The organism is Limibacter armeniacum, from assembly GCF_036880985.1.
Classification (GTDB): Bacteria; Bacteroidota; Bacteroidia; order Cytophagales; family Flammeovirgaceae; genus Limibacter; species Limibacter armeniacum.
The window spans coordinates 35,178-59,482 of record NZ_JBAJNO010000008.1 but is presented as its reverse complement, the minus strand read 5'-3'; the positions used below and the strand labels follow the sequence as shown (position 1 = coordinate 59,482).

General features: G+C 39.6%; 15 protein-coding genes. 6 read left to right on the top strand and 9 right to left on the bottom strand.

The annotated features are described in order from the left end of the window. Positions 1–7: 7 nt before the first annotated feature. The 3 genes from V6R21_RS06160 to V6R21_RS06150 form a co-directional block, all read right to left on the bottom strand. Positions 8–1,069, bottom strand: a complete 1,062-nt coding sequence (locus tag V6R21_RS06160) for a PorP/SprF family type IX secretion system membrane protein (RefSeq protein ID WP_334241793.1) — start codon at positions 1,067–1,069, stop codon at positions 8–10. Between the two features lie 434 nt (positions 1,070–1,503). After that, a complete protein-coding gene (locus tag V6R21_RS06155) occupies positions 1,504–1,908 on the bottom strand; it encodes a hypothetical protein (RefSeq protein ID WP_334241791.1) in 405 nt (134 codons plus the stop codon). Between the two features lie 212 nt (positions 1,909–2,120). Then, positions 2,121–3,200: an ADP-ribosylglycohydrolase family protein gene (locus V6R21_RS06150; RefSeq protein ID WP_334241789.1), complete on the bottom strand. Its 1,080-nt coding sequence runs from the start codon at positions 3,198–3,200 to the stop codon at positions 2,121–2,123. Positions 3,201–3,357: 157 nt separating this feature from the next. On the opposite strand from V6R21_RS06150, the gene V6R21_RS06145 reads away from it, so the two are divergent. From V6R21_RS06145 to V6R21_RS06135, 3 genes are read left to right on the top strand one after another with little or no spacing between them, the layout of a single operon-like run. Beyond that, positions 3,358–4,731: a glutamine synthetase family protein gene (locus V6R21_RS06145; protein WP_334241788.1), complete on the top strand. Its 1,374-nt coding sequence runs from the start codon at positions 3,358–3,360 to the stop codon at positions 4,729–4,731. A 27-nt stretch (positions 4,732–4,758) separates the two neighbouring features. Continuing rightward, on the top strand, positions 4,759–5,910 hold the full coding sequence (locus tag V6R21_RS06140) for an iron-containing alcohol dehydrogenase (protein ID WP_334241786.1): 1,152 nt from the start codon (positions 4,759–4,761) through the stop codon (positions 5,908–5,910). A 13-nt stretch (positions 5,911–5,923) separates the two neighbouring features. Further along, complete coding sequence (locus tag V6R21_RS06135; RefSeq protein WP_334241784.1) at positions 5,924–7,291, top strand: aldehyde dehydrogenase family protein; 1,368 nt, start codon at positions 5,924–5,926, stop codon at positions 7,289–7,291. A gap of 60 nt (positions 7,292–7,351) precedes the next feature. On the opposite strand, the gene V6R21_RS06130 is transcribed toward V6R21_RS06135, so the two are convergent. After that, positions 7,352–7,756: a response regulator gene (locus V6R21_RS06130; RefSeq protein WP_334241782.1), complete on the bottom strand. Its 405-nt coding sequence runs from the start codon at positions 7,754–7,756 to the stop codon at positions 7,352–7,354. Between the two features lie 307 nt (positions 7,757–8,063). Then, complete coding sequence (locus V6R21_RS06125) at positions 8,064–12,086, bottom strand: CheR family methyltransferase (RefSeq protein WP_334241780.1); 4,023 nt, start codon at positions 12,084–12,086, stop codon at positions 8,064–8,066. A gap of 293 nt (positions 12,087–12,379) precedes the next feature. Between V6R21_RS06125 and V6R21_RS06120 the strand changes: the two genes are divergently transcribed. Both V6R21_RS06120 and V6R21_RS06115 read left to right on the top strand, forming a co-directional pair. Continuing rightward, a complete protein-coding gene (locus tag V6R21_RS06120) occupies positions 12,380–13,339 on the top strand; it encodes a PAS domain S-box protein (protein WP_334241778.1) in 960 nt (319 codons plus the stop codon). 174 nt (positions 13,340–13,513) lie between these two features. Next, positions 13,514–14,089 carry a hypothetical protein gene (locus V6R21_RS06115; protein WP_334241776.1) on the top strand — a complete coding sequence of 192 codons (576 nt, stop codon included), beginning with the start codon at positions 13,514–13,516 and terminating at the stop codon, positions 14,087–14,089. Positions 14,090–14,124: 35 nt separating this feature from the next. Here the strand turns inward: V6R21_RS06115 and V6R21_RS06110 are convergent, their stop codons facing one another. The 4 genes from V6R21_RS06110 to V6R21_RS06095 all read right to left on the bottom strand — a co-directional run bounded on the left by V6R21_RS06110 (position 14,125) and on the right by V6R21_RS06095 (position 22,799). Then, positions 14,125–17,052 carry a CheR family methyltransferase gene (locus V6R21_RS06110; RefSeq protein WP_334241774.1) on the bottom strand — a complete coding sequence of 976 codons (2,928 nt, stop codon included), beginning with the start codon at positions 17,050–17,052 and terminating at the stop codon, positions 14,125–14,127. Between the two features lie 39 nt (positions 17,053–17,091). Continuing rightward, complete coding sequence (locus tag V6R21_RS06105; RefSeq protein WP_334241773.1) at positions 17,092–19,497, bottom strand: PAS domain-containing sensor histidine kinase; 2,406 nt, start codon at positions 19,495–19,497, stop codon at positions 17,092–17,094. A 51-nt stretch (positions 19,498–19,548) separates the two neighbouring features. Further along, positions 19,549–20,331, bottom strand: a complete 783-nt coding sequence (locus V6R21_RS06100; protein ID WP_334241770.1) for a response regulator — start codon at positions 20,329–20,331, stop codon at positions 19,549–19,551. 299 nt (positions 20,332–20,630) lie between these two features. Beyond that, a complete protein-coding gene (locus tag V6R21_RS06095; protein WP_334241768.1) occupies positions 20,631–22,799 on the bottom strand; it encodes a prolyl oligopeptidase family serine peptidase in 2,169 nt (722 codons plus the stop codon). 219 nt (positions 22,800–23,018) lie between these two features. Between V6R21_RS06095 and V6R21_RS06090 the strand changes: the two genes are divergently transcribed. Further along, the gene (locus V6R21_RS06090; protein WP_334241766.1) at positions 23,019–24,158 is read left to right on the top strand and encodes an aspartate aminotransferase family protein; all 1,140 of its coding nucleotides are present in this window, start codon (positions 23,019–23,021) and stop codon (positions 24,156–24,158) included. Positions 24,159–24,305 lie beyond the last annotated feature (147 nt).

Here is a 24,305-nt window from a genome sequence, read left to right as displayed (position 1 = left end):
CAGCTGGCTACATCACCCAAGGCACTGGACATGGCAGCGGATCGCTTTTTCGTCTCTTCTTCTTTCTATAGTCTTTGTAAAACTTGAAATCATAAGCGATCGAAATCTCATGTGACAATGCCCTATCCTGTGGTAAGTCTGAAAGTGTCAGGTCTATGCTATACCCAATACTTAAGCGTTGCATTTTAAAACCTGTCATCAGGATAATAGCATCCTGGTTCATAGTACTGGATTCATTCTTCTTGATTCCTGGTATACCACGATACCACATACCCAGTATAAATGGGTTCCAATTCAGGTAGGCTCCAAGACTCAACTGATCAGCTTTACCTTGTTGAGTATAAAGAAAAACAGGAGAGATTGTCTTGTCTCCATAGTTGCCTACAAAGTATCTTTTGTTGTATTCCAATGGAATAACATATCCACCCATTACAGATAACTTATAAGGATAATGTTGTTTCTGTCCTAGAAATGAAATAGAAGGTTGGTTCATATGGTGCATCGCAACTCCTGCCCAATACCCTTTACCAATCACCAACATGCCTGATGCAATCTCAGGGACATAAACATTCTCGCCTACAAAGTGCTCCTGTGAAGAGCCTGATATGGTACCATCTGATGAAATCTGGTCACTAAAAATAAAGTTCTGAAATCCTAAAGAGGTCTGTAACACCCCCAGTTGCAATCCAAAATTTATATTTAAGTTCTTGCTAACCTTAAGCAAATACGCTCCCGAAAAGTCTATTGATGTCTGAATTAAATGCGCATTACCTGGTTCTCCTGCCTGATCCCTTTTCACTAATGCTCCAACGGATATACCTACCCCTTTCAGATAGTGATCAAATGATGCCATCGTAGTCTGAAAATTGGCTGGTAAATCTACCCACTGGTTACGGTAATTCACATTTGCCCTCGCATCATACTTACTACCAGTCAACGCCGGATTCAGGTATAATGGAGCAGCATAAAACTGCGAAAACTGCGGATCTTGAGCATGTAAATCACAAAATGACAGTAATAACAAAAAGAGTACTTTCCACCACTGGCTAGTTCGTAAGCTAATTGGCATCTTATAAAAGTTCTATATATGAGTCAAATCACTTGATAAGAACAAAAAATTCATGCCAATCTATACCTACAATATATACAACAACTCCTTAGAGAGGTTATAAAATATTGTATTGATTAATGTGTTTTTTTCTACACACATTTCAATACTATCATAAATCGCAGAATATCAATAGATAATGAATGGTACATTATTCACTAAAAAGTAAATAATGACAAAAGTTCTTATGTTGGATTTGTAATATTTTCTTTGCTCCTATTTTCAGGATCTGTAGAAGTAAACGGAAAGATAAAACCTACGTTGCCAACAGTCTCTGATATCTTCATGGTGAACTCCAACTACCAGATGACTTTTTAACCAATTAGACAAAAAAAACTGCCCCTACATTTAAGGGCAGTTCTTGTCATTTAAATTTTTCAGCAAAGTATGGTCCGTTAGACTCCCAACCATATTAAGGCATCTTCTGTATTGGAGAAAACTTGAACCCTATCGCCAAATGCCATTTCCAGTTCTACGACTGCCTGTTCCAATGCAAGTGCAGGGTAAAATTCTGTCGGCTTTAGTATTGCATATTTTTGGACTTTCAGTGAATTAAACAGCCCCACAACATTAGAGAACCACCATTCTTGTTGCTCTGGCAACATTGTATAATCTAACTTACTGGCATCTTCTAACCAAAGTACAGGCTTCATTTGGCGCATTAGTCTAAACTGCTGGTTCATCACTTCTTTAAACTGTTCATCCTCCATTTGGACACTTTTCCATTGAACTAAAAAAGCTGAACTTTTATATCTAAACCTGTTGATCAAATAATCTGTAGTATTGATAATCTTTTCCATAGCTGAATTGGATGTTAATTGGGGTTTCCTTTAAATACGAAGCAAAAAGCTGAACTGGATTTTTTTGTATTTAAATAACCGTTAATAGCTATAAAAGTCTTTTCAGACTTATTGAAATTGGATTTTTGAGTTAATTCAAACTTATACAGAATCAAGTTTAGCAAAAAACAGCATATTTATTAGCTGTGTAATAAACCTAGCAAGGTTTCTTTTTAACAAGGAGGATACAATAGATCCCAATCAGACAGCACATGCCTTTCTTCAACTTTAGATAAATCTTCTGCTATTCTCAGTACAATATTATCCAAGTACAAGCGGTTTCTCCACTCTGGAGGTATCGCATCTAGTCCCAATGCAGCACCCAAGATACTCCCCGTGATAGAGGCTGTACTGTCACAATCTCCACTATGATTAACTGCTGCCAACACTCCCTGCCGATAGCTTCCGAATGCGGTGAGGGCACAAAAAATTGAGATAGACAATGCTTCTGTCCCGACAAAACCTCCTCCCAATATTTCCACGTTCTCCGGTATTGGTGCACAATTACGTTCAAACATATCCACAGCGATCTCCACTCCTTTTAGAGTACTTTCATGTCCTTTTCTTTGAATCAGAATACTCACTGCTTTTTCAATACTTTCTGATAAACCGTAGCCTTGTAAGGTTAGCGATATTATTGAGGCTTGAAGCCCCGCAGGCAAAAATCCATCAGGATGACCATGCGTAATTGCCGCTGTCCAGCACCCTACATCAAATGCCTTTTCAGCATCAAAATGATAGATTAACCCCACTGGGGCCACACGCATAACACCCCCACATCCCATACTCTTATTAATTGGCTGAGCTACCCTCCCTACTTTCCCTGAACGCAATGCACTCAGACATGTACTGCCAGGTCCTCTACGAACATGTAATGGTTGCTCCCTTATCAACCAACCTGTGGGTGCTGACTGTCGAATGGTTTTCGCTTCATTCACATTTTCATCCTGTGTTTCCAACCATCTCAAATACGCTTGATGCACAATAGGCACCAACTGTTCTTCAGATAGATTCTTTGACTCATACTTAGTGATTGCTCGCAGGAGCCCTTCTGCTGTAAACAAGGTCATTTGTGTATCATCTGTAAAACGACCATGCTTTTTATGAAATACATAACCTTGTATACCATATAGACCAAAAAGGTCTCTTATCATATCAATATTTAAACGTTCTATTGGAGCGCCAAGGGCATCACCTACAGCTCCGCCTAGCAGACAGCCTGTAAAATGTGAGAGTTTAGGGTGGTTCATCATGGAGTTACTTGGTTTTTATATTCGCTCGTTATGAGAGGGTTAAAAGAAAAAAGGCATTAATAAAGCTATAAAAAATCATAAGTTTTTCATTATATTCTCCCAATAGATCTACTTACTAATCAAGATTTTAACACATCACCTTTTAATCCTTCTACTAATGATTCAACCCGTCAAATATACTACACAGGAAATTCGAGAATTGATGATCAGACACACTTCCCCAAAGGTAAAGATTGCCGTTGCAGACATGGATGGTATCTTACGGGGTAAGGTTGTCAGTAAAGAAAAATTTCTATCAATACTTGAAAAGGGGTTTGGCTTCTGTGATGTGATTTTTGGATGGGATGCTTCAGATGAACTTTATGAGAAGACGAAAGTGACTGGTTGGCATACCGGCTTTCCGGATGCCCCAGCCAATGTTGATGTCAATACTTTCAGAGAAATCCCTTGGGACAGCCATACTCCCTTTTTTCTGGCAGATTTTAGTAAGTCCGATACTTTTTCGGAAGTCTGCCCTCGAACATTGCTCAAAAAGTTAAGAGAAGAAACCCTTTCTGATGGCTTTCAACCTATTTTCTCTCAGGAGTTTGAGTGGTTCAATTTCTCTGAAACACCTTCTTCATTAATAGAAAAAGACTTTCAAGACTTGATTCCTATTACGCCTGGTATGTTTGGGTATTCTATTCTTAGAAGCTCTTATAAATCTGCTTATTTCAACCAATTATTTGAAGACCTGTCCAACATTCGGGTCCCATTGGAAGGTCTGCATACTGAAACAGGGCCTGGAGTATACGAAGCAGCCATACAAGCAACTGATATACTTGAGGCTGCTGACAGAGCTGTGCTTTTTAAGACAAGTGTAAAAGAAATAGCATTTCAGCATGAAATCATTGCCTCTTTTATGGCTCGATGGAACAAGAACCTACCAGGATGTAGCGGTCATGTTCACCAAAGTCTATGGGATACCGAATGCAAACGCAACCTATTTTATGATCCAAATGGCCGACATAAGATGAGTAAGCTAATGAACAGTTATTTGGCTGGACAAATGCGCTACTTACCAGAACTACTTCCTCTTTGCGCACCTACAACTAATAGTTACAAAAGACTCGTTGAGGGATATTGGGCTCCAACTACCATCAATTGGGGTATTGACAACCGCACTACCAGTTTCAGGGTATTACCTCAGGGTGAGAGTGCTTCCCGTATTGAAACCCGCATTGTTGGTTCTGACACCAACCCATACCTAGCAATGTCCGCCTGCCTTGCTGCCGGATTGTATGGTATCAGAAATGACCTCTCTCTTGAACAGGAACTAATTAAGGGAAATGGATATGAGGATAAGGAAGGCAGAAAGCTGGCAAGCTCACTGGAAGAGGCTACTACTATTTTCCGAAATTCAGAAGTGGCTCATGAACTATTGGGGGAAACATTTGTACACCATTTTGCCATGAGCCGAGAATGGGAAGCCCAACAGTACAATGCTGATGACCCTCGCTGGGAACTTCGACGCTATTTTGAAATCATTTAAGTTAAATTAATCATAACCCACAAACCCATGGCGGTATCTTACAGTTTTCCAACCAATATCCGGTTTGGTGCCGGAGTAACCAATGAAGTCCCTGACTACCTAAAAAGCCTACGCCTTATCCGACCACTTGTAGTCACAGATGCAACCGTAAGTAGACTTCCATTTTTTGAAAAATTCATTTCATTACTAACTACTGAAGGGCTCACTGTATATGTATTTGACGACATACATAAAAATCCTGTAAAGTCGGATGTTATGAAAGGGCGAGATGCTTATGAATATGAAGAGTGCGATTGTATCATAGGTATTGGTGGTGGTGCCGCTATGGATGTCGCTCGTGCAATTGCCCTGAGCATCCATCATAGAGAAGACCTTTTTTACTATGATGACCTTGAAGGTGGTACAAAATATATCATTAACGACATTCCTCACTTTGTTACCATTCCAACTACATCTGGTACAGGCAGTGAAGTAGGACGGTCTGCTATCATCTCGGAAGATGATTCTAAACGTAAAAGAATATTGTTCCACCCTACGCTATTAGCTAAACAGGTCTTTGCTGATCCGGAACTTACTTACGAACTACCTCCAGAGATCACTGCGGCAACAGGAATGGATGCACTAACCCATCATGTCGAGGCATTTCTTGCTAAAGGGTTTCACCCTATGGCAGATGGTATTGCACTTGAAGGGATTCGACTCATATTTCAATCATTAGAAAAGGCTGTCTATAAACCTGACCCTGAATCCAGAACCAATATGATGATTGCTTCACTGATGGGAGCTGTAGCATTTCAAAAAGGGCTAGGATTGGTTCATTCTCTCGCCCACCCACTATCCACATTGCTTGATATGCACCACGGGCTTGCCAATGCCATTATGTTGCCTATTGGTTTACAATTCAACCTGCAAGGGTTTGAAGACAGATATGAAAGAATGGCAGCTACGATTGGTTTTGTCAATCCATCTGCCGAAGAATTTATATCGGCAGTGATAGCCCTTAACCGCAAACTGAGAATCCCTGAACTGGGAAACTTAGGGGTAGAACCTAAGCACATTGAGGCTCTGTCGGCTTTAGCCATCAAGGACTTCTGCTTACCGTCCAACCCTAAACCTATTTCACAGGAAGAGATAAAGCAGCTTTACCTCAAAAGTATTTCTACAACTATCATTCACTAAAACAAACTGCTTCATGCTTATCAATGTTATCAACCCTGCAACTGAAATGGTTGTTGCTGAACTTCCTTCAACGCAAGATCCAAGCGCTCTATACCATAAACTCCGGACTAGGCAACCCGACTGGGCTTTAACTCCATTACCTGAAAGGTTAGCCATAGTGGAAAAATTCTACCACCTCTTAGACAGTGAGAAAGAAGCGCTGGCGCTAACACTTACCCATGAGACAGGTAAACCCCTTTGGCAAGCGTTCAATGAACTAAAAGGAGCTCGGGAACGTATTGAGTTTTTCCTTGAGAAAAGTGCAGCATACTTAGCTGAAGAAACTGTTTTTGATGGTGAATGGACCGAAAAAATCGTTTATGAACCTTTGGGAGTTATAGGCAATATCTCTGCTTGGAACTACCCGTACCTTGTAGGGCTTAATGTATTCGTCCCTGCCCTGATTGCAGGTAACGCAGTGGCTTATAAACCCTCTGAGTTTGCCTTAATGACTGGATTAAAAATTAAGGAATTATGGGACAAAGCCGGCTTGCCTGAAGGAATATTTGAAGTGTTTGTAGGAGATAAGGAAATCGGAAAGAAAATACTCAATCTTCCATTGGATGGCTTTTATTTTACAGGATCTTATCAAACGGGTAAGTTCATACACGAACAAACAGCCCAGTACTTGGTCCCAACCCAATTAGAGCTTGGAGGCAAAGATCCTATCTATGTCAGTCAATACAATAATGATATCCAAAAAGTCGCTGAAGCTGTAGCAGATGGCGCCTTTTACAATAATGGACAAAGTTGCTGTGCAGTAGAGCGTATTTATGTTCACAAAGACGTCTATGATGAGTTTTTGGAGAGTTTTGTAGAAACTGTGCGTAATTTTCGTGTGGGTAACCCTATGCTTGAAGATACTTACATAGGTCCATTGACCAGAGAAGCACAATTGGATGTTATGGAATCGCAATTAGCAGATGCCATCAGAAAAGGAGCTAAAATACAATGTGGAGGCCAACGTGTAAAAGGGAAAGGATACTTCTTTGAACCTACTGTACTGACCAATGTCAATCATGAGATGCTACTGATGAAAGAGGAGACATTTGGTCCCATGATAGGCGTTCAAAGTGTAGAAAGTAAAGATGAAGCCCTAAAATTGATGCAAGATACAGTATATGGACTAACGGCTGGTGTTTATACCAATGACCAACAAGAAGCAGAAGATGTCTTAAAGCACATAAACTGTGGAAGTGTTTACTTGAACTGTTGCGATAGGGTAAATGCAAGACTTCCATGGTCTGGTAGAGGACATTCAGGGTTGGGTTACACACTCTCTCATCTTGGTATCAGAGCTTTTGTTCAGCCTAAAGCCTACCACCTAAAGTCTCCCCTATAAAAGTTACCCTTTACTTTCATCATACAGTCTGCACCAACAATCAACTGCAGACTGTTTTTTTTATATCAGGTCTGTTTCAAAAAGATGTCTCAACTTACTGAGCGTAATGGGCTTTTCGATATATGCAGAGATAAAAGGATATTGTAAACAATAAGCTTTATCCTGCAAATCACAAGAGGAGCTTACTACATATATTCCTGTCTTTTTGGAAAGGGTTTCCAATTCTTGTTGCATCGAATAGATAAACTTCCAGCCATTCATAACAGGCATTCTCAAGTCCAGAAAAATCACATCTGGCCATTGCTCATCATTGGGTAAAATCTGCTGCAAAAAATCCCTTGCATCTTCTCCATTGGAAAAAATAGAAACTTTTTCGGCAAACCTGCTGTCTATCAACATTCGGCTTATACCAAAGTTGAAGATATCATCGTCATCAATTACAAAAACTCTTTTTACTTGTGGCATGTCAGGTTAATATTATTAGAAAAAAGATGAATTAGGTAGATAGTGTAGCTATTAATTCCAATTGATATTAAAAAGTACTAGCGACTGTTACTGGACTAAAAGTGTATGATCATAATACACCACAATACTTCTCTTTACATGTCAGTAAACCAGTTAAAAACATCCTTCCTTCAAAAGTTTCCCTTGAACATGTTGACTAGAAGTGCATATTATTCTTTCGTCTACTAAACTAAAGTATAAAAAAACATTAGAAAAATGAAAATCCACTTATTTTTTATTCTTTATAACCTTATATTATATAGTTTAACTAATTCAGATGAACAAGGTCTTTTTTGAGCCTAATTGTAAATGTTGTTCCAATATTCACCTTGCTCTCCACTTCAATATTCCCTCCCATATTATCTACATGTGCTTTTGTCAAATAAAGCCCATGCCCTGTACCACTCAGTTCTCCATGAAATGTAGACTGTATCTGAAAGATATCATCTCCATACTTTTCCAAGTCAATACCTATACCATTGTCTGCTACAGAAAGTAAGAATTCATGTTCATGCTCTTCTGCTTTTACCTCAATTTTGGGGAATCTTTCACTGGAAGTATATTTCACAGCATTGCCTATTAGGTTATGCAGAATACTATTCAAATAGCTTCGTGGCATTTCCAACGTTTCACAACTTGAGAAATCAGGGTATAGTTTGATCTGTTTATCATTTATCTCATTTTCAAATAACGTAACGGTCTCATAGTAAACTTCCTTCAGGGCGACCTTCTCTTTAAAGTTACTATTGTTACTATGCACTTTGGTCACCTCATAAAGTCCCAAGATGGTTCTATTCAACATCTCCGCCACATCCCTGATTTTGGCAATATAAGTTTCCCTTACTTTTGAATCTGCCGTAAGCCCATACAACTCCAGCATCATATCAATATTACTGGTATGCTTACGCAAGTTATGAGATACTATCCGTGAGAAATCTTCTAAGTGTTTATTTTTCTTTTCAATACTGATCAAAGTCCTTCTCAGGTTTTCGTCATTCAGTCCTTCTATCAGTTGGAATACGCCTCTTATTTTCTTGGTTTTCCCTTCCTCGTCTATAACTGCCTCAGCAATATTTCTTGTCCAAAATGGCTTTCCTCTCGGAGGACAAAACTTAGCAATGATATCTAACTGTTTCCCTTCCTTAACACACCTATCTAGTTCCTTGGTAACCTCTTCTTGACTTTCTCTGACATATTGACCTATCCAATCGGACATTACAATCATCTTCTCCGACTTACTGTTCCCCGTCAGCTCATACAGCTCATCACTCCAAATCAGTTCCCCTAGCTGCACATTATATTCCCAACCTCCAATTTTGGCAATACGTCCCGTTTGCCTAAACATCATGTTTTTATAAGCAAACTGCTCGGATTCCAGTTTTTTGCGCCTGTCAATATCAACTATTGCCCCGATCATCCGGATAGGTTTTCCATCATGATCAAAAGTTGCTTTCCCTGAAGATTCGACCCAAACATACTGTCCAGACTTACTTTTTATTCGATACTCAAGCTTGAAATCTCCTTTACTCTTCAGGTGTTTGGTAAATGCCTTTTTTACCAACCCCTGCTCTTCAGGGTGCACATGTTCCTTAACTACTTTCTCTATAGAAAGGCGATTTTTGGGGACCTCAAACTTGCTGTATCCCATTATCTCATAATAACGGCTTGATGGCCAAAAGGAATCCTCCATTACATTATAATCCCATATACCAGCACTAATTCCCTCTATAGCCAACCTCATCCGTTCTTCACTTTTCTGCAACTGGTTATATAACATCCTGATAGTGGTCACATCTTCCAAGGTTATCACAACACCTTTAACCTCCTCCTCTTCAGTTCGGTATGGTAAAATTCGGGCAATATAACTTTTCCCATTTTTACCATCATATACTTCCTTAGTTACAATTTGAAGAGACTTCAGCACCTTCAATGCATCCTCTTCCCAATTGTGATAGTTTAAAGAGTTCTTATACCCTAATACCTCTTTTCCGATATCACTATCTGATATATCAAGCAACTCATGCATTCCTAAATTGGCGTGACGCATACGAAGCTCCTTATCCAGAAAAAGGGTATTGATATTAATACTCGCCAAAAGGTTTTTGAAGTCGTTGAAAAGTGTAGTCAAATCTTTCACCTTTACCATCAACTCGTCATTGATCGCAAACACTTCCTCATTCACAGACTGTAACTCCTCATTACTGATCTGTAATTCTTCATTAGAAACCTGTAACTCCTCATTGGAAGCTCTTAGCTCTTCGGAAGTAATTTCCAGTTGCTCTTTTGTTATTTTCAGAAGCTTGTTACTCTCAGACAGTTCTGCTTCCAATGCTTTCGACTTTGCCTCTATAAAAGCATTTTCAGAAACCTTATAGAACTCTTTATCCACCCTTTTGGACTCCAGAAATTCTACGTACACTACTTCTGTACCCAAGGTTGATTCATCAATTCCTATTTTGATAAATTTCAAATCAACCTCTTTACCGTTAAATGTGCAGGAAATTCTAATTGGCTCCCCACCCATCGGGTTCTTATCCACCATGACAATTCCATCCTTGAAAACCGACAACTCAAAGTCATCTAGCATATCTGACAGGTTACGGCTCTTCCAACCTTTCGACAGTCGAAAGTAGTTTTCAATTTTACCGGTTGTATGGTAAAGTCTGAAGTCCTTGTCAATCAGAATGGCAGCGGGCAATACATGGTTGATCGCAGCATAATAATTTAAAGCTGTATTCTCCTTTCGGTGAACATGCTGCTTTCTGGAATTGTACTTTACCAAAGACTTTGGTTCACTTGTAGTTCGATTGCTGATCGTCGAATAGGATGCCGTTATTCCTGGCAGCTTGGCAGGACGCCTGTTACTATAGATATGGTGGTATTGATCCAATGTGCCATAAATATCCGTCAGACCTGTTAAAGGTTCTCCATTGCCTAAAAATAGATAACGGTCTTTTCGAAGTGCGTAACTGAATGAAGCCAACAGCCTTTTTTGGACATCACTTCTAAAATAAATCAGGACATTACGACAAACTATCAGGTCTAACTGAATAAAGGCTGGGTCTTTCAGTAAGTTTTGGTTGGCAAAAACCACCTTTTCCCTCAAAGCTGTTTTTACCTTAAATCCATTGATAGCAGGGTCAAAGTATTTATAGATATAGCTATCAGGTATGCCAAAAATTGATTCCTTGCTATAAACTCCCTCCAAGGCTACATTCAAGGCTTTTTGATCCAGGTCTGTCGCAAAAAGCTTGACATCCATCTTTACATTGTACTCCTCAAAAACTTCTTCCAGTAGTATAGCCAAGGTGTAAGCTTCTTCTCCTGTAGAACAGCCTGCTACCCAAATCCGTAACTTCCCTCCACTCTTGACCTCTTTGACCAAAGGCACCAGCACTTTTTCACGACACCTTTCCCATGCTTCCGGATCTCGAAAAAAAGAGGTGTAATTTATCAACATGCTGTCCATCAAGTCCTCGGCTTCCTGACCTGCTTCCATCAAGTACTTATAATAACTACCATAAGTACTGTGGTCTGTCATTTGCATTCTACGCCGAATTCTTCTCTTGACCATATCAATCTGAAACTCTGAAAAGTCAATACCTGTCTTATCATACACCGCTTCCAGAATTTGCCTGATAAAGGCATGGTCCATTACCGTCTGTTCCTCTACTTCATTCTGCTGTTTAACCTCCTTAGGTTCTATAAGAGTAGGTTGGTTCAGCTTACTCTTGTCTTTACTGATTTTCACCAGCTTACCGACACACTGTTCAACTGTACCTATAAAGTCTGAGTCGCCTTGAGCACTTCTAGGCATCCCATCAAATTTCGCTTCATATGGGTCTTGTGTTATCACATATCCTCCATGCTCTTTAATCTCCTTTACCCCCCTACAGCCATCTGTCCCTGTTCCTGAGAGAATAAGACCTATTGATTTCTCCTTCTTGTCTTTTCCTAAGGAGCTAAAAAAGATATCAATTGGGAAGTTAACCCGAAGGTGTTCCTCCTGAAACATCAATTGCAAATTCCCCTCTTCTATCAAAAGTGTGCTACCTGGAGAAATAATATAGACATGGTTTCGCCTTGCTACCATTTTCTTCTTAACCACCCTAACAGGCATATCTGTTTCCTTGCTAAGCAATTCGTGAAGTATACTATGATAGTTAGGAGCTAGATGTTGAATGACAATAAAGGCCATACCTGTATTGCTTGGAAGCATAGAGAAAAAATGTCTTAAAACTTCTAATCCTCCAGCAGAACATCCTATTCCTACATAGTATTTTGGTAGCATAAGCTTGATTGGTTAAGTTTTTCTTTTCAATTTGGGTTAGCTTCGATTACATTACATGTGTACCTTATTTTTATATTAAAATGAGCCTTGTTCAAATAAACGTTGAACACCTCCTTTTTTCACGTAACTCTCTTATTTAGAACACATTTTTTATTTCTAAACAAAAGTAAATAAAAGTACTCCAATGTTTTTATAATCCTCTTTTTTTATTAAAATTAATCAAATTAGATCGGAAAACTCAAAACCTCTTACGACCTAATACTTAAGCTACTGGAAACCCTAACTTTTCTGATATGTATCCTAATAAATTACTGTCTTTTTTGTTTGGGAAGAGTCAGCCATTTAGCATTTCGCCAAATGACAACCTATCTTCCGTTTTGAGCACAGATTTTACTTCTACTACTGAAGGTCTACCAGAAACTGACGATTTAAGCCTTTACAAAACCTATTTGGGTTCATTCCTACAAGTGTTCCGTGCAGCTGCTTGGGTTAAAGATGACCAGCTGAATTACATTTATACCAACAATGACTACTGTAACTTTATCAAGTTCAAAGAAGAAGATGTTCTCGGAAAAGATGACGGAAGCTTTTTTATTGCCGAAAAGTTCACAGAGCATCATAATAATGACACCTATGTCCTGAAAACAGGTAAGATTTTCCGTAATGTTGAAAGGATTTACTCTGATTCTGGCTCTTTTCAGGATTTACTGATCATTCGTTTCCCTATTCATCATAATGATCAAAAGTATGTAGGTGGTACCATTATTGACATCACAGAAGAGGAACAACTACGTCAGGAAGTCATGTCGTTGGAGGATGAGATCAAGTTCATCAACAAAAGAAATGAGCGCCTTCAAATAGAAAAGAAGATCAACGAGTCACTTCTTGAAGAGTACAGAAGAGAAGCAGACTATTGGGAATCTCAACTCGAGTGCATGCTGGATACACAAGACAAAGCTGTTTTGGTGTTAGATAACAACATGCACATTGAGAAGTTTAACCATCGAGTGCATTATTTTTGGAACCTAACTGAGAAGGATATTGAGAAAAAACTCACTTCTGTTCCAACCTCAATTGCCAAGAAAGCTCATACTGAATTAATCAGTTTAATTGAAGCTGCCATAAGAGAAAAACGTAACCGTTGGATGCACTTCTATGATTCGTTCTGCCAAACCAATTTCATTGTTCAAGTTTCAGCTTTTGACAATTCACTTTCTCAAGGTGTTATCGTTAATATCAGTATTCAAGATTAACCTCCATTTTAAAAGGGCATCCATTTATTCCTGTTCAATTTCTTTGAGCCAAGTAGATGGATGCTGCTTTTAAGCATTACCCTATACCTAATTTATTTTATTGCTTTCAATATCAGCACACTTTCTTTATTACTACTGCTCTGCTACTTATTGACCCAACAAACCCATTTCCTCATGAAATGTCAACTGATTTTACTTCCTCCTATTGACACAACTAGTGTGAATTTCACCGCTCATCTTAAAAAAGAGTTGATGACACTTTCCTATATCACTGATGATGAATACACCTTGATTTCAGGCAACCTGAAAAAAGCCCTCCAGAAAGTCTTGTGTAACTCCCATGTCCTTAGCACTACCAAACTATCTGATCCAAATATCGTTTTCTCCGATATCCGTAATGCTTTTTCATTACTGCTTGAAAAACAAAAGGACTTCCTTTACATCATTTCTACTTTTTCACACTTGGATACCTTCCTACCCTATATTGATCAGGTTCGGTTTACAGAATACAATTCCGGCCCTTTTAGGAATTTCAGCAAAACCCTTACCCCATACCTCTCTCAATGGCACGAAATCGACAGGCTTGACTTCAAGAAAGATGCATTAACCCCTGAAGATTATTCCTTCCTCATCTACCAAGTAGCTAATCCCTATTCTTCTCAAAAAAAAATAAAATTCAAAGACATTAAATCACCTAAGCCCACAACTAAAAACCTCATTCAAGACACAAAAAAATCCCTCGTTCTATGAACAAGGGATCTTAAACTGAATAATAAAGGTACCTTTTAGATATTTGATAAAGACCCTACCACTTTTAGCAATTCACCTTTACTATCCGTGATGGCTTTACCTGCAACCTCAAACTCTTTGTATTCACCATCTCCACATTTTATTCTCAGTCTTTGTTTATAAGGTTCTTTCTCACTCAAGAGTTTTTCAATAGCCTCTTGATTCTTAGCTCTGTCATCCTCATGAACAAGATTTCCCCATAAGTATTGCTGATTTGGTTTTACCTCATTCTCATCCAACATCAGTAGTTCGTATAAGTAAGGAGCCCACCAATCTTTACTACTATCTAGTATATTCCACTCCCAAATACCTGTATTAAGCGCTTCGATAGCCGTTCTGAACCTTTCTTCGCTCTCTTCAAGCTTGTCGTTCAACTGCTTGATTTCTGTAATATTGACCAGCGTAATCACTACGCCATCAATACGATCCTCACTGGTTCGGTAAGGCAGGATACGCAACATAAATACCTCTCCATTAGTATTAGTTACCTCATGGGATACTACTTGTAAGTATTCCAACACCTTACGGGCATCTTGCTCTAAAGTATCGTAGTTCAATGAATTGGTAAAGTGAACAATTGGCCTTCCGGTATCCTCATCCGAGATATTGAAAAGTCCTTGTACAACAGGTGTGATTTTTCGGATACGCAACTCCCTATCCAAGAAGATAGTACCAATATGGGTACTTGTCAGCAAATTGGACATGTCATTATTCAGTTCCTTCAGTTCACTGATTTTGACCTGCAATTCATTATTAACTGTATATAATTCTTCATTTACTGACTGCAACTCTTCATTACTGCTTTGCAATTCTTCATTGGATGCCAACAACTCCTCATTGGAGGCCTGCATTTCCTCATTGGTGGTTTCTAGTTCCTCCACTGTATTTTGGAGCTCCATCTTTGTTTCATTCAACTCCGACTCCAACGTAAATACCCTCTCTTGTGTCAGTTTATCCTGCGTGACAATATTGCTTGGCTCCACTAAAGATAAGTCACCTTCTTTAGCACTTTCAAACTCGATAAGCACCAAATCTGCTGACTTTACACCTACCGGATTAATGTACTTGAATTTGATATTCAATACTTGATTCTCATTATTGTGAGTATACTGAACACCTTTAAAAATCGTCAGTGCTTTCCCTGTTATACTCTTGCGAATACCGTTACGAAGAATCATGCTCTCATTTCGGTTTACCATATCCAACACCATACGGCTTCTCCAGCCTTTGGATATAGTCAAATACTTTTCAATATCTCCCGTAGCAAAAAGTAATTCATACTCCTTATTTACAAAGAGTGCAGGAGCATATTCATTGGCTAGAATCTCATGAAAAATACGTTCTGACAAGTCCTTGTCCATTCTCACTTTTCTGTCTGTTATTGGCGCACTTGGCCTATTATAAACTCGATCATATTGTTTCTCATACATAGAATGAGATGGTGGTGCTGGTTGCAGCTTATATGTAAGGACACTCTGAAAAATATTCCACTTCTGATGTAAAGGTTTGAATGCCATGGAAAGCCCACCCACACTTTCACTCGTTCCTAAAAACATATAACCTTTATGGTTTAATGCAAATTGGAAATTTGTCAGGACCCTTTGTTGTGCCTTATTCTCGAGATAAATAAGCAGGTTTCGGCAGATCACAAGATCCATTTTAATAAATGGTGGGTCTTTCATTAAATCTTGCTGAGCAAAAACGATATGGTCTCTTATCGTTGGTTTGACCTGAAAACCATCATTATCCTTCGTAAAATAACGATAGAGATACTCATTCGGTAAATCTGCAACCAGATTAGCATTATAAAAACCTTGCCCTGCTATTGAGATAGCCCGCTTGTCTATATCAGTCGCAAAAATCTTATAATCCAGTGACTTCTTTTGCTCACGTAATTCTTCCTGAATCAGGATACTCAGCGTAAAAGCCTCTTCACCAGTAGAACAGCCCGCTACCCATATTCTCAATGGGGTATTTTCCTCACCATTTTCCACTAATTTTTTGACTACAATTTCCTGCATTGACTTCCATGCTTCGTCATCTCTGAAAAACTGGGTCACACCAATCAAAAAATCCTGCTGTAAAATCAGCACCTCTTCCTGATTATTATTCAGGAAATCACGGTACTCCTTCAGTGCATGAAAATGATTCAACTGCATCCGCTTTTCAAGCCTTCTCAACAGTGTTTTCTTTCTATAAGTCCGGAAATCAATATTGGATGCTTTTTCTACCATTTGCAGTATTTCCTGAAAGATCTCCACATCTGTTGTTATACTCCCTTCCACCTCTTCATCCTCAAGATGTAACAGCGCATTATTGGGATCTTCTTTGGAAAGCTTCATCAGCTTCTCGGTCAGTTGTCTAGTTGGAAGCACAAAATCTGCCACTCCTAAACTGATAGCTGCTTTAGGCATTCCATCAAACTTTGCCAACTCCGGACTTTGTACCAATACAATTCCGCCGTTTTCCTTAATTGTCCTCGCTCCTCTTGAACCATCTGTTCCTGTTCCGGATAGAATAATACCAATCGCTTTGGACTTAAACTCCTTTCCCAACGAATGAAAGAAAATGTCAATAGGCAAATTGAGCTTCACACCTGAGTCACGCTTGACCGGCTTCAAGGTTTCACCTTCAATAATCAAATTCTTATCTGAAGGGATCAGGTAAACATTATTAGCCTCAAGCTTTGTATCCTTTTGTACCACCCTTACTGGCATTGTTGAGTACCTTCCCAGCAGTTCATCCATCATACTTTTAAAGTCTGGAGAGAGATGCTGCAATACGATATATGACAAATCACTCTGTTCAGGCAACTCATCAAAGAATTCTCTCAACACTTCCAATCCTCCGGCTGAAGCGCCAATTCCGACTACATATTTGGGTGTTATCTCAGCATTGACTGATTCCACATTTTCTTTATCCATACGTCTCCCTCTTTAATGTATGATGCTAAACTTTGTTTCTTACTTTAAAAAAGAACTGATGCTATCAATCAAATCCTTTTTCATAACAGGTTTACTTAGGTAACCATCAAAACCCGCTTCCTTTATTTTTTCGATATCCGATGGCATGGCTGAAGCCGTCAAGGCAATTACTGGCAAGCCATTTAGCTGCGCATCATTTCTAATCATCTCCAACAGTTGAAACCCATCCACTTCTGGCATCTTCAGATCAAGGATGACCACGTCGGGATGCTGCTGCTGCATAAATACCAGACTCTCAGTCGCTGAACTAAAGGTAAATAGCTCCCAACCTGTACCTATGAGAAAGTCCTTAGTCAACTCAAGGTTATCAGAAATATCATCCACATATACAATCTTCGGTTGTGGCTTTTGCACTTCTTGTTTATCCCCCTCAAAACCCGACACTCCTATTGGCAATACCCTTGGCCTTTCCACCTTCCTACCTTCTGCATTCCGTTCACTGAAAGGGATATTTTTCAGCGTTACGGTAAAAGCACTCCCTTTGCCTTTTTCACTCTCAACAGACAATTCTCCTTTCATAGAGTGTACTAGCTGTTTACAAATAGACAACCCCAATCCGACTCCTTGACTTTGGATTGCCTCAGGGTCATCAGTATGTTTAAAAGGCTCAAAAATCATCTCCAGTCCATCATCGTTGATACCAATACCTGTATCCTTTACAGAAATAGCTATATCACAGGTTTCATCATCCCTTTTCTCCAACAAATCAGCCGATAATACAATCAAACCAGACTCTGTAAATTTCAAAGCATTATGAAGCAGGTTCCTTACGACTTGCAAAATGCGCTTTGTATCCAGCTGCAAGTAAAAAGGGATATACACATCATACGCCAAATCAATGGTTAACTTCTTTTTGAGAATCTCTAAGATGAAACTTTCCCTCAACTCATGCAGGTAATGGTCAAGGTTCATAAAGGCAAGGTTCAGCTCAAAATTGCCGGACTCAATACGTGACAAATCAAGGATATCATCAATCAGGTTGATAAGACTTAACCCATTCCGTTGAATTGTTTGCAGCTGTTTCAGCTGCATATCCGTATGATCCTGCTCCAACATCAGCTGTGTATACCCTAGAATTACATTCATTGGGCTACGGATTTCATGGGATACATTGGTTAAAAACCTTGACTTCAGCCTATCTGCTTCTTGTACTTTTGTTTTTTCACGCTCCAATGCCTCACTCAAATCCATCAGTTTCCTATTGTGAATGGTAAGTTGATCATTAGAGGTAGATAGCTCTTCATTTGCAGCCTCCAATTCACTGGCAAGCTCCTGCATGGTCAACAATGACACTTTGATTTCATGAATATCAATCAATGTCCCTACCAAACGGATTGGAGTCCCATCTGCCTTTCTAATTGCTTTGCCTGTAAGCTGTATCCATTTATACCCTCCACCCTTGATACTTACCTGAAACTCGGCAAACAAAGGCGTATCATTACTCAAATGTGCATTTAATATATCTGTCAGGCTTTCTTGGTCATTACTGTGTATCATCGACTTGATTAGCGACCAGTCCAAACCATGTTCGAAGTCTTTCTTTGAATAGCCTAGTATCTGGTAAATACGGTCAGACCAAATCACCTTACCAGTAAGTAAATCGCAATCGTAAAAACCTGCTTTACTGTTCTGAAGTGCTTTATTATAGCGCTGCTCACTTTCCTTTAATTTCACCTGAGCAATCTTCTTATCATGGACATCTACAATCATTCCCGCCATTACCTGCGGCTCACCTTCCTGATTCCACTCTGCCTGCCCACTGCTCTCAAACCAACGGTACTCCCCTGACTTCAACTGCATCCGGAACTCAATTAAATACCGTTGATGATTTTTGAGATGCCCTTGAATAGATGCCATTACAGCTTCTCGATCTTCCTCATGCAGCATATTCAGAAAGTTGTCAAAGGATGGCATGATCTCATTTGGTGCATACCCTAATAAAGCATAGAACTTATCAGACCAGAACTCTTTTCCACTCACTACATCCCATACCCATACACCCGATTCTGCTCCTTGGATAACCAGCTTAAAGTATTTGTCCATGCTTTTACTTTTATATTCATCGAATGCCTCAAAGTCCAACCTCAATTGTGATGTTCCTCTTTCCGTTTCAATACAACCGGAAACGCTCATTTTGCGCTTATCTCCTTTTAACTGTAATGTCAGGTACTCTTCAAAAACAATATCCTTCTGTTGGGTATTCATAAAATATTCCAATTTTGTAAAGAAGGCATCATTTTGAGGTAGCAGGCTTTTCAGCTCAGTAGCTGTAAAATTTTTTGAAGGAGCAGCAAGTAACACCTCAAACCCATTACTAACTCTGAAAGTCTGCTGTTCCAGGTTACATGTCCAGTAGTACTGTAGGCTGTTTTTATGGTCACTCATAGTTAGTTATGGATTAGGTCAACAGTTATAATATCTTACTTTGGTAGCTAATCAGTCTTCTCTTGTGATATTGGCAGCTATGCGTTGAAGTTTCGGAATCAGGACAGAAAAGTTGAGTGGCTTAAACCAGAAATCATCAGCGCCCCTTAAAATAGCTTGTTTCGCAGCTTCATTGTTGTTTGTGGAAGAGATCATAATAATTGTACTCTTAGGGGCTATCTTCTGTATATAGGAGAGCAACGAGAAGCCTGAAACACCTTGGTAAAACACCAAGTCGATCAAGTAAATATCTGCATGTGTAGGAGCTGTTTTGAATTCCTCTACACTATAATGTACACTGACATCTTTACAACCATAAATATTCAGAACCTGCTTCAACAAATCAGTTTCTACAGGATTGTCATCAATCACAGAAATAGACACCTTCCCAAATGAGGCACTCAAATCCTCTTTACTCTTAATCAGGTTCCCTAGTTCTTCCACAAAAATGTCTTCCCTATCTATACTCCAGAACAGGTAATCGGTAAATCCTATATTGATAAGCAAGCTCGCAGAATTGGAAGCTTCAGGGGTAATACAGGCTGCTATTGGTACATTTTTTAGCCTTGACTGCTTATAGTTTTCAAAAAACGCAACCGTTGAATCATTTATAAGGTTCTTCTTCGTACCATCAACTACCAGCAGTATAATTGAAGACTTGGTATAATTCTGTACCTCATCCAATGAACCTAATTGTACCAAACTACACTGCCCTCCCAAAACCTCAGAAACTGTTTTTTCCAAGGCTTCCAATATATTCTCATTCTCTAAATAATATAAAATGATTCTATTCACTAGTTCTTGAGTTTAAATCAAATATATCAAGGTAAATCAAGCTATAGAGCAACCTAAAAATACACGCTATCAAAAAGCTTAACCGGTTCTCTTCTATACATATTTATAAAAATCACTTTTAATCCTCAATATGCAAATGAATCTTAATACCACCACTAAATATAATACTTAATGCTTATTAAGCAGTGAATAAGAGGTATTATTCCATAGATATCATGCCACCTCAAAAAGGCTTTAAATTATATTTTCATCTACAAAAAAAAATGCCGGTGCTATTTCCAGCACCGGCATTGGGATAATTATTTTACAGCTGACACAGCCTCTTCTGCTTGATAAACTGGTTCAACTCCCATATTGTACCATGCAAACGCAAACTTATCAGCGTACTCCTGAATCACTTTACTTGTTGGCTTCCCTGCTCCATGTCCAGCTTTGGTTTCAATACGAATCAGTGTTGGTTTTTCACAACCTTGAGCGTCTTGCAAAGTAGCTGCAAACTTAAATGAATGGGCTGGTACCACACGGTCATCATGGTCTGCCGTAGTTACCATCGTAGCAGGATAACACGTGTCTTTCTTCAGGTTATGCAATGGTGAGTAACTGTAAAGGTTATCAAAATGCGTAGAGTCCTCACTAGAACCATACTCCACTGCCCAAGCCCATCCGATAGTGAACTTGTGGTAACGTAGCATGTCCATTACGCCTACCGCAGGGAAACATACCTGATACAGGTCAGGTCGCTGTGTCATACAAGCGCCAACCAGCAATCCTCCATTGGAACCACCGGCAATCGCCAGCTTTCCCTTGCTCGTATAACCTTCATCGATCAGGTACTCAGCAGCAGCAATAAAGTCATCAAATACATTTTGCTTATTGTGCAGCATACCGCCCTCGTGCCATTTCTGACCATACTCTCCACCTCCACGAATACTTGGTTGTGCATAGATACCTCCTTGCTCCAGCCATACCAACATGGCAGTACTGAACCTTGGCGTCATGCTGATATCAAACCCGCCATAGCTGTACAGGTAAGTAGGGTTTGTACCATCTAGCTCTGTACCTTTTTTAAAGGTGATAAACATAGGCACCTTTGTTCCGTCCTTGCTTTCGTAGAATACCTGTTTGGTCTCAAACTGAGTGACATCAAAATCAATTTCTGAAGCTTTATAAACTTCCGACTTGTTGGCAGTCACATCATAACGGTAAATCGTGGATGGATTTATAAAAGAAGTATAGGTATAGAACAACTCTGTATCTTCCTTGTCACCACCAAAGCCACCTACTGACCCGATGCCAGGCAACTCAACTGGAGTCTCCTCTGTACCTTCCAAAGCGTAGCGATATACTTTTGAGTAGGCATCTTCCAGGTAGTTAGCAAACAAGTACGCACCTATCACACTTGTACCTTGCAGTAGCCTGTCACTTTCTGCAATTACATCTACCCACTGATCCGGTGCAGGATTTTCGAAACTAACTTTAACCAGCCTGTTGTTTGGTGCTTCATAGTTGGTTTGCAATAGGAAGCCACCTTCTACATTGTCTACCACATGATGGTCACTGTCAAAACCATCTACTACAGTGATAAATGATGACGCCCCTGCCGGCTTAACCATCAACATATTTCCACTTGTTCCCTCAGAACCCGAAACTACCAACAATTGCTCATCATCTGTTGTGTAGGCATAGAAGTTACGCAATGCATGCGCTTTATCTTCCCATACTAATTCATCTGCTGACTGCTCTGTCCCTAACTTATGGAAATACACCTTATGGAACTCGTTCTTTCCAGAGTATTCAGTCCCTTCTTCCGGTGCATCATAGGCGCTGTAATAGAAGCCATCGCCCTGCCAAGAAATGCCTGAAAACTTTACCCATTTTACCTCATCCTTCAATTGCTCTCCAGTCTCTACATTCTTTACATAGATTTCTTTCCAGTCAGATCCTGAACGAGAAATCGCATAGGCAAAATATTTCCCGTCTTTTGAGAATGCTGAGCTAGACAAAGCCACTGTACCATCCTCTGAAAGCTTGTTAGGGTCAAAAAATGCTTGAGCCTCTCCGTCCAATGTCTCTTTGACATACAACACGCTTTGGTTTTGCAAACCATCGTTTTTATAGAAATAATAGCGTCCTCCTCGCTTGAATGGCGCTGAGTGCTTTGGGTAGTTCCATACCTGCTCAAGGCGTTCCCTTACCTTATCTCGGAAAGGAATCTTGGACAGGTAATCAAACGTCACCTTATTCTGTTCTTCCACCCATTTTCCGGTTTCTTCAGAGCGGTCATCCTCCAGCCACCTGTATGGATCATTCACCTCTTTACCAAAGTAGTTGTCTACTACTTCTGTCTTGTTTGTTTCAGGATAATTCACGTCGATCTTGCCTAGTTTGACTTCATCATTTTGAGGAGCTGTACAAGCACACATAAGTGCCGCAGTAACTCCAGCAGTCCATTTTGATTTAAACAGCATAAGTAATTGAATTGGTTAGAATAGAATTTGGATATAAACAAAAATAGAAAAAGAATTAAATTTTGAACAAAAGCCCCCAATGATGTTTAAAAACACGCAAACTTTGATTTGAAAAAAGAATTGAAACACTTTTGCCCCTGCAATTTTTCACCCTTTCAAGCATAGCAAAGTGACAGCAAAAGGTGTTAAATTGCTTAATCATTTAATTAGAAAGTATCGATGAACCTGTTTGACGTATATCCGATTTTTAATATTGAGCCAGTAAAAGCCCAAGGGACAAATGTATGGGACAGTGATGGCAATCAGTACCTTGACCTGTATGGCGGGCATGCTGTAATTTCAATTGGTCATTCACACCCACATTACGTACAAACGATTACCCAACAACTGGAGAAAATTGGCTTCTATTCCAACTCCGTAAAAATTCCTTTACAGGAGACACTTGCCCAAAAGCTGGGAGAGCTGTCAGGTTATACTGACTACAGTCTTTTCCTTTGTAATTCAGGGGCAGAGGCCAATGAGAATGCCTTCAAGCTAGCCTCCTTCCATACAGGGCGCAAAAAAGTAATTGCTTTTAGCAAAGCTTTTCATGGGCGTACCTCTGCTGCGGTTTCAGCAACTGACAACCCGTCCATCATTGCGCCTATCAATGAAACTGACAATGTTGTGTTTTTGCCATTCAATGACGAACAGGCACTTGCAAAAGCATTCAGTGATGAGATTGCAGCAGTCATCGTTGAAGGACTACAAGGCGTTGGCGGTGTACAAATGCCTACTGACAGCTTTATGCAACAGATCCGTCAACTATGTGACCAGCATGGAGCTGTGATGATTGCTGATGAGATACAGTCAGGATACGGTCGTACCGGAAAATTCTTTGCACACCAACATACCAGCATAAAGCCAGACCTTATTACCGTAGCCAAAGGCATGGGCAATGGTTTCCCGATTGGAGGTGTGCTTATCAGCCCTAAGTTTGAGGCCAAACATGGCATGCTTGGTACTACTTTCGGTGGTAATCACTTGGCATGTGCGGCAGGTATTGCTGTACTGGAAGTAATGGAGCAGGAAAACCTCCTGAAGAACGCTCAAGAAGTTGGTGACTACTTGTTGGAACAGCTCAAGCAATTTCCACAAATCAAAGACCTGAGAGGTTATGGTCTGATGATCGGTATAGAGTTACCTGAATTCAACGAGATTCGTAAAAAGTTACTGTTCGACCACCATATCTTCACGGGTGTATCAGGAGGAGTACAAACCATCAGGTTATTGCCTCCACTGAACCTAACAAAAGAAGAAGCTGACCAGTTTATTGAAGCTTTCTCAAAAGTGGTGAACAAGGCTTCTGTACAATTGTAAACCGTTACATTATCTATATAAACCTGAAAGGCAGCCCTAAAAAGCTGCCTTTTTATATGCCCCTCCTTAGCTCCCTTTGGTTATTTAAGCAAGAACTAAATTGGAATAAAGATTTTCTACGCTAATCCTTTCACCTATTATGAAGTA